General features: G+C 35.1%; 13 protein-coding genes. All 13 read right to left on the reverse strand.

Going from position 1 to position 15391, the window contains the following annotated elements; all coding sequences use genetic code 11:
- Positions 1 to 62 precede the first annotated feature (62 nt).
- A complete protein-coding gene (gene topA / locus BUB90_RS01445) occupies positions 63 to 2141 on the reverse strand; it encodes a type I DNA topoisomerase (protein WP_073281990.1) in 2079 nt (692 codons plus the stop codon).
- 297 nt (positions 2142 to 2438) lie between these two features.
- Positions 2439 to 3572 carry a DNA-processing protein DprA gene (gene dprA / locus BUB90_RS01450; RefSeq protein ID WP_073281992.1) on the reverse strand — a complete coding sequence of 378 codons (1134 nt, stop codon included), beginning with the start codon at positions 3570 to 3572 and terminating at the stop codon, positions 2439 to 2441.
- On the reverse strand, positions 3573 to 5111 hold the full coding sequence (locus BUB90_RS01455) for a YifB family Mg chelatase-like AAA ATPase (RefSeq protein ID WP_073281994.1): 1539 nt from the start codon (positions 5109 to 5111) through the stop codon (positions 3573 to 3575).
- A gap of 180 nt (positions 5112 to 5291) precedes the next feature.
- The gene (gene nrdR, locus BUB90_RS01460) at positions 5292 to 5753 is read right to left on the reverse strand and encodes a transcriptional regulator NrdR (RefSeq protein ID WP_073281996.1); all 462 of its coding nucleotides are present in this window, start codon (positions 5751 to 5753) and stop codon (positions 5292 to 5294) included.
- Positions 5754 to 5918: 165 nt separating this feature from the next.
- Complete coding sequence (locus BUB90_RS01465; RefSeq protein WP_073281998.1) at positions 5919 to 6179, reverse strand: YlmC/YmxH family sporulation protein; 261 nt, start codon at positions 6177 to 6179, stop codon at positions 5919 to 5921.
- Positions 6180 to 6199: 20 nt separating this feature from the next.
- The gene (sigG, locus tag BUB90_RS01470; protein ID WP_073282000.1) at positions 6200 to 6982 is read right to left on the reverse strand and encodes an RNA polymerase sporulation sigma factor SigG; all 783 of its coding nucleotides are present in this window, start codon (positions 6980 to 6982) and stop codon (positions 6200 to 6202) included.
- 134 nt (positions 6983 to 7116) lie between these two features.
- Positions 7117 to 7857, reverse strand: coding sequence for an RNA polymerase sporulation sigma factor SigE (sigE, locus tag BUB90_RS01475; RefSeq protein ID WP_073282002.1), 741 nt, complete (start codon positions 7855 to 7857; stop codon positions 7117 to 7119).
- Between the two features lie 15 nt (positions 7858 to 7872).
- Positions 7873 to 8766, reverse strand: a complete 894-nt coding sequence (locus BUB90_RS01480) for a sigma-E processing peptidase SpoIIGA (protein ID WP_073282004.1) — start codon at positions 8764 to 8766, stop codon at positions 7873 to 7875.
- A 259-nt stretch (positions 8767 to 9025) separates the two neighbouring features.
- Positions 9026 to 10249 carry a cell division protein FtsZ gene (gene ftsZ, locus BUB90_RS01485; protein ID WP_073282006.1) on the reverse strand — a complete coding sequence of 408 codons (1224 nt, stop codon included), beginning with the start codon at positions 10247 to 10249 and terminating at the stop codon, positions 9026 to 9028.
- Positions 10250 to 10513: 264 nt separating this feature from the next.
- On the reverse strand, positions 10514 to 11245 hold the full coding sequence (locus tag BUB90_RS01490) for a cell division protein FtsQ/DivIB (RefSeq protein ID WP_073282008.1): 732 nt from the start codon (positions 11243 to 11245) through the stop codon (positions 10514 to 10516).
- A gap of 143 nt (positions 11246 to 11388) precedes the next feature.
- A complete protein-coding gene (gene murA / locus BUB90_RS01495; protein ID WP_073282010.1) occupies positions 11389 to 12651 on the reverse strand; it encodes a UDP-N-acetylglucosamine 1-carboxyvinyltransferase in 1263 nt (420 codons plus the stop codon).
- Positions 12652 to 12785: 134 nt separating this feature from the next.
- Positions 12786 to 13931, reverse strand: coding sequence for an FtsW/RodA/SpoVE family cell cycle protein (locus BUB90_RS01500; RefSeq protein WP_242952455.1), 1146 nt, complete (start codon positions 13929 to 13931; stop codon positions 12786 to 12788).
- Positions 13932 to 13988: 57 nt separating this feature from the next.
- On the reverse strand, positions 13989 to 15350 hold the full coding sequence (murD, locus tag BUB90_RS01505) for a UDP-N-acetylmuramoyl-L-alanine--D-glutamate ligase (RefSeq protein ID WP_073282012.1): 1362 nt from the start codon (positions 15348 to 15350) through the stop codon (positions 13989 to 13991).
- Between the last annotated feature and the right edge of the window lie 41 nt (positions 15351 to 15391).

Raw genomic sequence — 15391 nt, forward strand, 5'->3', positions numbered from 1 at the left:
ACTAAAGGTTTTATATAAAAAACTAGCGTTAATATATAATTACATAGTATTAGTTATTACTATTAATCTTCTTTTTTTATTTCTTTAGGTTGTGTATGCCCACAAGTTTCTTCACTACAAACAAGAGTATTTCCTCGTTCTACCATAATAGCTCCACATTTCGGACATTTTTCATTCGTAGGTCTTTGCCATGTCATAAAATCGCACTCTGGATTGTCTTCACAACCAAAGTACTTTCGGCCTTTTTTAGTCTTACGGATAACAACATCTTTGCCACATTTCGGACATGCAACACCAATCTTTTCAAGATATGCTTTCGTGTTTCTACACTCTGGGAAGCCAGGACATGCTAGGAATTTACCATGTGGACCGTATTTAATAACCATTTTTCTACCACATTCTTCGCATTCTACATCTGTAACTTCATCTTCGATTTTTATTTTTTCTAATTTCTTCTCTGCATTTTGAACTGCTTCGTCTAAATCCGGGTAGAAGTTACTAACAACAGTTTTCCAGTTAACAGATCCATCTTCTACTCTATCTAATAACATCTCAAGGTTTGCTGTGAAATTAACGTCTACAATGCTAGAAAAAGCTTGTAGCATAATTTTATTAACGATTTCACCAAGTTCTGTTACATAAAGATTCTTATTCTCTTTCGCAACATATCTTCTTGCTATAATTGTTGTAATTGTTGGTGCATAGGTACTAGGACGACCAATTCCTAACTCTTCCAACGTCTTAACCAATGAGGCTTCTGTAAAATGAGCTGGTGGTTGCGTAAAGTGTTGTTTACTTTCAGTGTCGATTAGTGTCAACTTAGAATTTGTATCTAATGTTTTAGATAGGTTATTCTTTTCTTCTTTATCATCTTCAGTATTGTATACAGATAAGTAACCATCAAACACTAGTTTTGATGCACTTGTGGTAAATCTATATCCGTTTGCAGAGATTTTCACAGAAGTTGTTTCGTACTTCGCTGGTTGCATACGAGATGCCACAAATCTTTTCCATATCAATTGATATAGACGGAATAGATCTCTACTTAACGACTCTTTAATCTTCGTCGGTGTCATATCAACATAAGTAGGTCGAATTGCCTCATGCGCATCTTGAATCTTCTTACCTACATTCTTATTGCCATCTTCTGAGGTTACATATTTTTCACTATAATTTTCCTTGATAAATTCTTTAACACTTGCATCTGCCTCTTCTGAGATACGCGTAGAATCTGTACGCAAATAAGAAATCAAACCAATTGTTCCACTACCTTTGATATCCACACCTTCATATAATTGTTGGGCAAGGCGCATCGTCTTTTGAGTAGAGTAGTTCAATACTTTGGCTGCTTCTTGTTGTAATGTACTAGTTGTAAATGGTAATGGAGCTTTCTTAATACGTTCTCCAACTTTAACATCAGTAACCTTGTACTCAGCATTCTCTAACTTCTTCAAGATTTCATTCATCTGTTCTTCGGATTCAATCTCTATCTTGCTCTTCTCATCACCGTAGAATTTGGCAACTAATGGTTTTTTTTCACCATTAGCCTGAATACTAGCTTCCAGTGTCCAATATTCTTGAGGTACGAACGCATTAATTTCCTCTTCACGATCGCAGATAATTCGAAGTGCAACTGATTGCACTCTACCAGCACTTAATCCACGTTTTACTTTTTCCCATAATAGTGGACTAATGCAATAGCCTACCATACGGTCTAGCATTCTTCTTGCTTGTTGTGAATTAACTAAATTCATATCTATTGTTCTAGCTTGTTTCAATGAATTCTTAACTGCTGTCTTAGTAATTTCATTAAATGCAATTCTATTTGATAATGTTGTATCTAACTTTAATGCTGTTGCTAGATGCCATGAAATTGCTTCTCCTTCACGGTCAGGGTCAGTTGCAAGATAAACTTTATCTACTTTCTTTACTTCTTTTCTTAGTTTGGCAAGTAAATCCCCCTTACCTCGAATTGTTATATATTTAGGTTCATAATCATGTTCAAAATCAATACCCATTTGGCTCTTTGGGAAATCTCTTACATGACCACTAGAAGCTAATACTTCATAATTGGAACCAAGAAATTTTTTTATTGTCTTTGCCTTAGCAGGTGATTCTACTATCACGAGATATTTTGGCATGTAATCACTCCTTTAATTATTAAGTGAATTTATATTCCCATACTATTTACTAATTCACTATTCATTATTCCAACGTTAATAACAAATATCTGACATTTGTATTACCGTAGTCTAAACTTAAACTAGCATACACTATTTTTTAATACGTTTCAAGCGAATTATTATTTATTTTCTTTTTTTGGGTATATTTACTATTTCCCTTCATAAATCAATCCATATTTTGCAGTTCATTTATATTATATAACCAAACATAAGAGATACCCTCCTTTTATAAGGAGAAAACCCATATTTCCATTATTAAGAATACACGAATATTGTATGTAATATATAGTATTGTGCAGATATCTCTTTTATTAAACCTTTCATCTGTAAAACAAAAATAACTTCCATTAACTTAACGGTATCTAATCCAGTATCTATTAATAGCTTCTCAAAATGTACTGGCTCATACCCTAGTTTCATAAGAACTAACTTCTCCTCATCTGTCACTTGATTTTCAAAAACAATAGACTCTTGTTTACTCTTTTTTCTCTTATTCACTAAGAAAGGATATCGTCCTGCTAGTTCATCTATAATATCACTAGCTGTTTGTACTAATTTTGCACCGTTTTGTATTAATCGATTACATCCAATTGATAACTGATCCGTAATCTTTCCTGGTAGCGCATAAATATCTTTACCTTGTTCAAGACCACAATCTACTGTAATTAGCGTCCCGCTCTTTTCCTTCGCTTCCACTACGAATATGCCATCTGATAGTCCCGCTATAATTCGATTCCTAACAGGAAAATGAAATGCTAATGCCGGAGAACCTAGTGGGTATTCCGATAGAACACCACCTTGATATTCCACATCGTGATACAATTGATAATTCTCTCTTGGATAGCAGATATTCACACCACTTCCAATAACACCAAATGTCTTTCCTTTCCCTTCTAATGCTCCTCTATGAGCATAGCCATCAACTCCTTTTGCAAGTCCACTTACAACTTGTATGTTGTTCATAGCTAATTCTTTAGCAAACTTACGTGCCACCTCTAAACCATAGGCAGAACAAGCCCTCGCCCCTATTATTGCAACAGTAGGTAACTTCTCATCTGGTAGTTCTCCAAGATAATACAAAAACCAAGGCGGATCATACATATTCAGCAATCGTTTTGGATATCTTAGATCTTCTTGTACTACAAAATGTATGTCCTTTCTATTTAACTCTTCATATGATTTATATTCTTTTTCTAGATCTATACCTTCTAGTATCGTAACTTTAGCACTATCAGATAACCATTCTAGTGAATTGATTTCATCTGCTTCTACCGTTAACACAGCTTCTATTGACCCATAATAAGCTAATAGGTTAGTGGTTTCTTTATATCCTATGTTCTCCTTCTTTGACCAGGCATACCATAATAATTTCTGTTTTGAACATGCCATTTATAAATCCCCCCAATATTTCTTATCTAAGCTTCGATAACTAATCGCTTCATACAGATGTTCTTTTCGTATCGTTTCCTCCCCACAAAGATCAGCTATCGTTCTGCTAACTTTAAGAATCCGATGGTATGCACGAGCACTTAAATTAAGCGTATTGAATGCATTCTCAATGATCTTTTCTTCTTCACGCCCAAGCTTACAATATTTATTAATCTGCTTCGTATTCAACATAGAATTATAATAGATTCCTGTACCTTTATAACGTTTACTTTGTATCTTTCTTGCTTCTTGAACCCGTTTTTGTATTTCTTTTGAAGACTCTCCTTTTTCAGAGCAAACTAATTCTTGATACTCAACTGGTGTTGTTTCCACACAGATATCGATTCGATCTAGTAATGGTCTTGATATCTTCCCTAGATATTGTTTAACTTGGTGAAGCGAACAGTTACACCTTCGTGTGTCAGGATAATATCCACATTTACAAGGATTTAACGCGGTAACAAGCATAAAACTTGCAGGGTATCTATAGGTCGCTTGAACTCTAGTTATGGTAACCGTGCGTTCTTCTAATGGCTGCCGCAAGACCTCAAGTGTACGAGTTTGAAATTCTGGAAGTTCATCCAGGAAAAGAACGCCTCCAGATGACAAGCTAATCTCTCCTGGGACTGGCATTCTTCCGCCACCAACTAACGCTGTTGGTGTAATAGTATGATGTGGTGCACGATACGGTCTATTATGTACTAATACTCGATCTCCTCCTAATAAGCCCGCGATACTATACACTTTTGAGATCTCCATGCTTTCTTCGACACTCATTCGAGGCATTATACTCGGTATCCGTTTGGCAATCATAGTTTTACCTGCCCCTGGCGGACCAATTATTGCAATATTATGCATCCCTGCAACAGCAACCTCAACAGCTCTCTTCATCATATTCTGTCCAACCAAATCACTAAAGTCATCATATTCTTGATAGCTTTCATTTTCAAACAGGGCTTCTAAATCAACGAAACACGGCTCGATTATTCGTGTTCCATTCAGATACTCTACCGCTTCCATTAATGTCCTTATACCGATTACTTCAATATCCGTTACTACAGCGCCTTCTCTAACGTTATCAATCGGAACTAAGCACCTCTTAAAACCATGCTTTGCCGCAGCAAAAGTCATGGGAAGCACCCCATTTACACGTTGTAGATGCCCATCTAGACTTAGCTCACCAATTATCATACAATCATCTATATTGTCTTGTGGAATATAGCCAGAAGCGACTAGAATCGCGATAGCGATTGGAAAATCAAAAGCAGTTCCCTCCTTGCGGATATCTGCAGGTGATAGATTAATTGTGATGTGTTTGGGTGGTAGACGAAATTCTGAATTCTTTAAAGCTATTCGCACTCTTTCTTTTGCTTCCTTAACTTCTGAAGCAAGAAAACCGACCATATCAAAACTTGGCAGACCATCACTAACATCTGCCTCCACTTGTACTGAAATTCCATCTATTCCTAAAATAGCAGCACAGTATGATTTACTAAACATAATGATCCTTTCCCTCTCTTCAAGACTTTAAGAACCATATATTTACACTATAGCATAATTACCATATATGTACAAGCTCGTCTTAAAACATAACATACCTACACGTCTTTTTTGCAAATCAAAAAGACTATCAAGTAATATATTAGTATCACTTCATAGTCTTTATTTACTAGTTTTAAGTTATTCACCTTGGTTATCAAGAATCTTCTTGAGTTCATCCATAAATGTATTAGCATCTTTGAACTCCCTATATATAGAAGCAAATCTTACATAAGCTACAGGATCTAATTCTTTTAATTTATCCATTACAATTTCACCAATTAAGTTACTATTAATCTCGTTCTTATCCAAGTTGAAAATCGCATTTTCAATGTCATCAACGACAGCCGTAATACTATTCACAGAAATTGGCCTCTTATGGCAAGAACGAAATACCCCTGCTTCAATCTTTGATCGATTGTAAGGCTCACGATTCATGTCTTTCTTTATTACTACTAATGGAATTACTTCTATCTTTTCATACGTAGTAAAACGTTTTCTACATTGGTCACATTGACGTCTTCTACGAATGGAACAATTATCATCGGCTGGTCTAGAGTCAATAACTCTAGTATTTTCTTCACCACAAAATGGACACTTCATTAAATCCCCCCTCAATTACATATTCGTTTTACTTTCTCCTATGAATATCGCATGCTTGTCTGCGTTATTACAAAAAATTAGAGTGTGTACAATTATATGTACACACTCTAATTATAGTAACTGATTGTATTATGTCAAGAACTTTATTGACATTTAACCTTATCATTAACACTTGCACCCAACAAGGCACCTTTCTTCATCAATATCTACTAGAATAACATCTTCTCCTATTTGCTTGACACATGCAATGTCAATGATAAATTCGCTTTCTCTACCAAGTATACCCCAGATTTTACAAGGTCCTGGTACTATCAAACATCGTATCTTTGCGGTACATGTATCAAAATCAAGGTCACATACAAATCCTAATCTCTGTCCGTTTCTACAGTTAATGACCTCCTTCTCTCTCAATTCACAAAAACGCAAGCATATCGCCCCTTCAGATTTTATTTGCCCATTAAATAATTCTTCATATTCTTAAGTGCTGATTTTTCTAATCTCGAAACTTGCGCTTGAGATATGCTTATCTCATTTGCTACTTCCATCTGCGTTTTTCCTTCAAAAAATCTTAATTTAATAATATTATTTTCTCTGTCAGATAATTTACCCATCGCCTCTTTTAAAGCAATTTCTTCAATCCAGTTCTCTTCTTTGTTCTTCTTATCACTAATTTGATCCATAATATAGATGGCGTCTCCGCCTTCTGAATAAACTGGCTCATATAGGGAAACTGGACTTTGAATTGCATCTAAAGCAAACACGATATCTTCTTTGCTTATGCCAATTTCGCTGGCAATCTCGCATACTGTTGGCTCTTTATCATTCTTCCTCATCAAAGCTTCTTTGGTATAGATTGCTTTATAAGCTGTGTCACGTAAGGATCTACTAACACGAATGCTATTATTGTCCCTAAGATATCTACGAATCTCTCCAATAATCATTGGAACTGCGTAGGTACTAAACTTTACATTTTGTGATATATCAAAGTTGTCAATCGCTTTCATAAGACCAATGCAACCAATTTGAAATAAGTCATCAACATTCTCATTGCTGTTAGAAAATCTTTGAATTATACTAAGAACAAGTCTAAGATTACCTTTTATATAAAGATCTCTCGCTTCTTTATCCCCTTTAAGTATACGATCAAAGAGTTCCTTTTTTTCGTCATTCTTAAGTAAAGGCAATTTTGCTGTATTAACACCACATATTTCAACTTTGTAAAGAGCCATTTCATTAACCTCCACATCAAATATATACATAAATGATGTGCTAATTAATGGCACTTTATACTTATTATATTTTTCATTATTTAGTACTTTTTACCATATTATATAGTATTCAACTTTTCTGGTAACGTTACACTCTACTCAAGTCTCACAATTTCTTTTTTTAGACGTTTCATTATTTTCTTCTCTAGCCTTGATATGTATGATTGTGAGATCCCTAAAAGATCAGCCACTTCTTTTTGCGTCTTTTCCGTACCATCTTTGGAATTCAAGCCAAACCGAAGCTGAACAATAACCCGTTCTCTCTCACTAAGCTTCCCAAGCGCTTTATTAAGAAGTTTTCTATCAACTTCATCTTCGATATTCCTATATATAATATCCTCATCCGTTCCCAATATATCGGATAATAGCAATTCATTTCCATCCCAATCTACGTTAAGAGGCTCATCAATAGATACCTCCAACTTTGTCTTATTGTTTCTGCGTAGATACATCAAGATTTCATTCTCGATACATCTTGAAGCATAGGTTGCCAACTTAATATTCTTATCAGGTTTAAACGTATTAATCGCTTTTATCAACCCAATCGTTCCTATTGATATTAAATCTTCGACACCAACACCAGTATTGTCAAACTTCTTCGCTATGTACACAACTAAACGCAAATTATGTTCAACTAAGATTGATTTCGCTTTTGCATCATCGTCGGTTCCCAACCTTGAAATAATATCAGATTCTCTTTCTGTATCTAGTGGTGCAGGTAAAACTTCCGCTCCACCAATATAGTGAATGTCACCTCTTTGTTTAAAAATTACATTTTTAAAATCTGGTATTACTCTGAATTGAAATTTATTCGGTATTGATACCTTTAGCAACATGCTCCATTCCTCCCGTTATAATAATTCCTCATGTAAGATAATATGATAACTGTTATCCACCGTTAATTTACCTTGATAAATTGCAACTGTAATATTCGGATTATGTACTACTCCATCTTCCTTAAGGATATTCACTTCATCAAATACAATTCCTGGCAAGATACCTTCTTCAGTACCCACAGCATGATAGGGAATCCATTTGATTCTTACCACAAATCGATCGATATTCTTATGTATTGCATCACTCATAAAATCTTTTGCATAATCAATCAATTCCTCTGGTAAAATATCTTTAATTCCATCTAGATCCGCAATAACTACTGGTCTCTTCGATACCGGTTCTCTAAGATGGTTCCCCGTATCTAAAAAACCTTTACATGTTATCTTTTTTTCACCAAATACTAATTCCACATTATAGAACAACTCCCTTGTTCCTTTCATTTGTATCAAAATTCGTTTCACAAGATGGATAAAACCTCCAGCAATAGCAAAAAAACAAATCAAATAGAAAAAATTAAGAGCTTTTGATGGCAATATTCGCATAAACTCAGTAATATAATATCCTGCACTTGTATAATAATATAAGTAATTCAATATACCACCAACTAAGAAGGTTATTGCATAATATACTAAAATATCTCTCGCAAGTGCTTTCATAGTTTCATAACGAAACGCGATCTTAAGCATAAAACCTGCCAATATAACTCCAAATAGTATCATAAAGATACCTGATCGAAACGTTGGTACCATAATACTGAAGCAAGCTCCCAAACCGCCTAGTATTGCAGCAAATATTTTTCGACCCATTTTACTATTCTTCTTCACGAGTTTTTGCATCATTTCTAGAAGTAAGTAATCCATGATTAGATTTACCCCGAAGACTAAATCAATGTAAACCTCTAGTTTCAATGTTCACCCCCATCTCTTGTCGCTTAACGATGTACCGAAACGTGATCATCAAACACACTCAGTGAACTCATTATAACGTATTTGCAATATTGTTTTTGTCATTTATTGGTAATATATTCCAATTACTTTTCATCAAAGTAATACAGAATCCTACAGAATGTAGGTCAAGAATACACAAACTTTATTTTTTAGAGAAAAAACAAGAGAAAAATAGGACCATTATGTACAATGGTCCTAATAAGTTTCAACAACAATTTTATTATTTACGATTTTTCTTTAAGAATTCAGGAATCTTAATACCATCATGATCGGTATCTTGAGATACTGGTCTTGAATAAGTCTGAACAGGTCTAGAGGCAGCTGATTGCGTATGTGCTACTGGAGTAGGATTGTTAGATAATGGTCTTGAGAATGAACTTGAAGTGCTTGTCCCACTATTTGATCCTGTACCAAACTTAGGTGCTTGTTGTGTTACCTGGCGGTTAGTACCTTGATTTAAAAACGAAGGAGCCTTTACAGGTTCTTTCTGAGATGATTCTTCTAATCCCGTTGCAATTACAGTAATTGTACATTGATCAGGTGATGATTCATCATACATAGCACCAAAGATTATGTTTGCACTCTCACCAGCTAATTCTTGTACAAAAGTTGCTGCTTCATTTGCTTCGATTAAACTGATATCACCAGAGATATTAATAATAACATGAGATGCACCCTCAATTGTAGTTTCTAGTAATGGACTTGTGATTGCTTGTTTTACTGCTTCAACACACTTATCATCACCATGTCCAACACCGATACCGATATGAGCTACGCCTTTGTTCTTCATTACAGTTTGTACGTCAGCAAAATCTAGATTGATTAAACCAGGTACGTTAATAAGGTCTGTAATACCTTGTACACCTTGTTGAAGTACTTCATCAGCTTTTCGTAGTGCATCAGGCATTGTTGTTCTACGATCAACAATTTCAAGTAATCTATCATTTGGGATAACAATTAATGTATCAACATTCTCTTTCAAACGTTCGATTCCAGATACGGCATTGTTCATTCTTGCTTTTGCCTCAAATTTGAAAGGCTTTGTGACAATACCAACGGTAAGTATACCAAGTTCTTTCGCTATCTGTGCTACTACAGGAGCTGCTCCAGTACCTGTTCCGCCTCCCATACCACAAGTAACGAAAACCATGTCTGAACCCTTTATAATTTCTGTTAAGTCTTCTCTATTTTCCTCAGCTGCTTTTGCTCCTACTTCAGGTTGTGCACCTGCGCCAAGCCCTTTTGTAAGCTTTTCACCAATTTGTAAGCATGTAGGTGCTTTACAAGTTTTCAAATGTTGGTTGTCCGTATTCACACAGACAAATTCAACCCCTTTAATATTCTCTTCTATCATTCGATTAACAGCATTATTGCCTGCACCACCAACTCCAATGACAAGTATTTTAGCAGTTGAATCAGATTCGTTAGTTCTTATTTCAAGCAAGGTACTTCCTCCTTTTTACTTATATCAATTTTTATAAAACAAAATCACTCCCCGAAGTGATCTTGTAATTTTCAAGAACGCCTTAGTGCGCTTGCTGCAAGTCATGCATCACTGTACATGACTCTAAACTTTTGTATGGCTTTTCAATCTCGCCGTTGGCTTTTATTCTTGGAAGAGAATAAAATTACTTACAATGATAACATCATAACTATATTATATAATATCTTTTATTACCTAAATAATCAACCCTTATTTAAAAGAATTTTACTTGGAATATTCAAAATAGGTCTTATTTCCTGTTGTAAAGTTTTCCATATGCAAAGTACCTTTTTTGCCTTCAATATTAGGCAACATATTCTTAAGTTCTGCAATCTGTTCATCATACATATCCTTCTTTCCAAGCAAAATTTTTATGTCTTGACTATACAATATTAACTCATTGTTTGACTGAAAATGTATGGTATCGATATTGATTTCATACTTATGTATAAGTTTTGTCAAATCCTTAATAACATCAAACAACTCGTCCTTTTGCACTGTAAGTTTTTCTGTTAGCATCATAGTTTTGAATGTTAGCCCTGTCACAATTGGAATTCCTTCGTATCGTTCATTAGAACTATCAACAACGATACCATCTTTATCAAAATACATATAGTCACCAAAATATTTGATACAGCCAAAAATTGATTTTTCATATACATGAACGGTAAGCGTATTTACACTCGTAAGTTTGACATCCATGTATTCAATGAAAGGTACATTCTTAGGTTCTCCATATTTGTACTTAAGATATAGATATATGCTATTATTATAGTGAGTGTCTGATAACAATATATCTTTTATCTCTTCCTGCGAATACCGTTCACAACCAATTACTTTGATATCCTGAATTCGGCTTACTTGTGAGAAAACAACTAGTCCAAGTGCTAGCAATACAAATACAGACAATATAATCTTAGCTTTTATTCTCTTTTTATATTTTCGTACTTTTCTCATGCTTTCTCACCATTTTCTTCGTATTCTAAGGTATCAACCAGTATTCTTCGCGATAACCTCTTCACCACAATAACAGAAACTTCTATTACCGTGGTGAAGGTTAGTTATCAAATTCGTAATTACATACACTATTACATATGTTATTACATATTTTCTTCCATATAATTCACATTAGCTCCAAGCATCTGTAAATCTCTACAGATATCTTCATAACCTCTTAATATATATTCAATCGAATGAATTTCCGTTGTTTCCTTCGCTATCATGCCTGCAATAACAAGTGCTGCCCCTCCACGTAATTCATATGACTTAACGGAAGTTCCATGCAAAGTTTTAACACCTCTAATTATAGCAATTTTACCATCAATCTCGATATTGGCACCCATTTTTATAAGTTCTCTTACCACCTTATATCTTGCTTCAAATATATTCTCAATCAGTATACTATTACCTTTCGCAACTGTTAAAGCAGCCATAACTGGCGACTGCAAATCAGTTGGAAAACCTGGATATGGCTTTGTTCTCAACAAATCATATGCATTTGGTCTTGATTTTTGTATAACTGTAATACCATCTGAGCTAGTTTGTGTAATACAGCCCATTCTATTAACTACCCCAATTACCTCCTCTAAATGCTCTTTTACTGCTCCACGTAAGGTTATTTTCCCTCCTGTAGCTGCTACTGCAGCCATATACGTTCCCGTAACAATTCGATCCGCCTTCACTGTGTATTCGCAATCATGTAATGCAGTCACACCTTGAACTGCAATAGTACCAGTTCCAATACCATCAACTTTAGCTCCCATACAGGTTAAGAATTCACATAATTCTTCAATCTCAGGTTCCTTTGCAGCATTTTTAATGATAGTTGTACCTTCCGCTAATACAGCGGCTAGTAATATATTCTCAGTTGCACCTACGCTAGGAAAATCAAGATTAATTTCACTTCCCATTAACTTTGTAGTCATACATGTAAGTAGATCGTTTGCTTCTATAATTTCGGCACTCAAACGTTTTAGCCCTTTAACATGTAAATCAATCGGTCTAGCACCTATTGTGCAGCCACCCGGATATGAAATGGTAACAAAATGCTGTCTTCCTAATAACGGGCCAAGTAATATAATTGAAGATCTCATTCTTGCTACATATTCATCTGGTATACGATAATTGTTAAGCTGTGTGGCGTCTACAATTATTGTAGACCCTTCTTTCTTAATCTTACAGCCTATACTATCTAATATACGAATCATACATTGTACATCACTAATATCTGGACAATGATGAATTGTCGTAACACCATTATGCAGAACACTGGCAGCCAAAATAGGAAGTACCGCGTTCTTTGACCCTTGAACTTCAATATCACCGTGAAGCTTTTTGCCCCCGATAACCTGAATATAAGTCACAGCGCACACCCCTAACAGTCCATAAATATAATATATTATATGAACTCTTAAAATATGTGTGCTAAATTAAAAACATTTGTAACTAATCGGGACTACCTCCCTCATTCATAATGAACGAAATCTTATTTATTAATTTATCTTTCCGTTCGAATTTGATTAGAAACACTTAAAGCAACACCGATTTCAGCCAATAATACCGATACAGAGGTACCACCGTAACTGATGAATGGTAGTGGAATTCCTGTTGATGGAATTGAATTTGATACAACCGCTATGTTTAAGATGACTTGTATTGCTATATGTGCCATTATACCAACCGCAATAAGCCCACCAAAAAGATCTGGTGCATTAATTGCAATGATGAATAATCTCCATAATAATAAAACAAACAATAATATAACTGCTATTGCGCCAAACAAACCTAATTCCTCACATATGATTGTAAAAATCATATCATTATGCGCCTCAGGAATAAATCCTAACTTTTGCATACTTTGGCCAAGACCTGTACCAAAGATACCACCCGATGCAATAGCAAATAAGCCTTGTAGAATCTGATATCCTTTTGGATGTGTCTCAACGTTTCTCCAGACATCAACACGTTCACTTCGATAACCAACCCCAAATACATAAAGAGAACCAACTGCAACACATAGTATTCCAACTATGATAAAGTATAATTTCTTTCTACTCGCTACAAAGCAAATAGACACCAAAATACCTGCTATAACAATCGCTGTACTTAAGTTTTCTTTCGCGATTAACCCTAACAAAGGTGCCATATAAACTGCGATGCGAAAGAAGCCTGTAATTTTGTCAAGTCTTCTTGGGGCTAGATTAACCACATATGCCACAAACAGTATTGTAGCTATTTTGGACAAGTCAGATGGTTGAAAGGATATAAAACCAAGATCAATCCATCTCTTTGCACCTTTAACCTCTCTACCGAAAATAAGAACCGCAATCTGTAGAGACACTGCACCTATGTAGATTAACGTTACGAATCGAATCTTTAATATAGGTACCTTTTTTAGGAATATTCGGTAGTCAATTTTCGAAATTACCAACATCGCTGCAATTCCAAGCACCACTGCCAATCCTTGTTGTTTTACAAAATGAGTAGAATCACCGAACATTCTTTGCGCATTAAAGGAGCTCGTACTGTATATCATAACAAGCCCAAAACAAACAAGAAATAAGGTTAGAAATAGTAAACTATAGTCGTAGTAACTATATCTTTTTTTCTTTTGCGTTATACTCCTACTTTCACTTCTTGCCACTTTCTATCCCCCTGCCTTTCTCGTTTTGAGTTTTTCCCAGAACAGGAATAAGTAATATTACTCTTCTATCTTATGAACCAATTCTTTGAAAACTGTTCCTCTTTGTTCATAATCTTTAAACATTCCCCAACTAGCACAAGCCGGAGATAATAATACAGCTTCGCCTGACTTAGCTTCATTCATACAAATTTCAAAAGCTTCTTCTAAAGAATCAGCAAAAACATAATCAGTAAATCCACATTTCTTAGCTGTATTTGCAATCTTCTCTTTTGTTTGACCTATTAATACTAATTTCTTGACTTTCCCATCAAAGGCTTGAATCCATTCTGTATAATCAGAATCCTTATCGTAACCACCACCAATTAGCATTGTTGGTGTTGACATAGACTGGATGCCTTTAATAGCCGCATCTGGATTTGTTCCTTTCGAGTCGTTATAGTATTTTACTCCTCTTTTCGTTGCAACATATTCTATTCTATGTTCAACAGCTTCAAAGGAACAGATTGCTTTTTTGATGTATTCCATAGGGACTTTCATTGTAATTGCAATTGCAATTCCAGCCATTACATTCTCATAACTATGCTTACCAATTACCTTGAGCTCATGAACATTACAGATTTTTGTTTCTGTTCCATCAAAACGGCTATAAATCTCTTCACCTTTCAGATAGATTCCTTCTTCTAACTCTCTAGCTGAACTGAAATAAATTACTCTTACATTAACTGTTTTTCCGATCTCTCTAAGTATCTCATCTTCATAATTAAGTACACAAGTATCCTCTGGCGTCTGATTCTTCATTATGTTAACTTTCGCTTGAATATAATTCTCCATTGTATGATGACGATTGAGATGATCTGGCGTAATATTAAGTATAGCACTCACTGTTGGTCTAAATCTCTGAATTGTTTCTAATTGAAAACTACTCATCTCAGCTACAGTAACAGAATCTTTGGTTGTCTGTGCAACAACGTTTGTATATGGAATACCGATATTGCCAACAACAAAAACATTCTCAAAATAAGTCTTCATAATTGCTCCCGTTAGCGCTGTTGTTGTTGTTTTGCCGTTCGTACCAGTTATTGCAGCCACATGACCTTTTTCAAACTGATAAGCCAATTCGATTTCACCCCAAATAGGAACACCCGCTTCTCTTATCTTGTTAACAAGAGGTAAATCCGTAGGTACTCCAGGACTTATAATCATAAGATCTAGTGTTGCAATTATCTCCTCGGTTAACTCTCCAGTCACAATATTAACATTCTCTACATTTCCAATACGTCTTTTTACTGCCTCCACATCTAACTCTACATTCGAGTCAAACAAAGTAATATTTGCTTTCCCTTGCTGTAAGAGCTCTGTTGCAGCAATACCACTAATCCCAGTTCCAAGTACTAATACCATTTTATTCTCTAATTCCATACTTATACCCATGCATATCGCAAGTATACTTGTGATTGCTC

Origin of the sequence: Anaerosporobacter mobilis DSM 15930 (assembly GCF_900142955.1) — a bacterium.
In the GTDB taxonomy this organism is placed as follows: Bacteria; Bacillota; Clostridia; order Lachnospirales; family Lachnospiraceae; genus Anaerosporobacter; species Anaerosporobacter mobilis.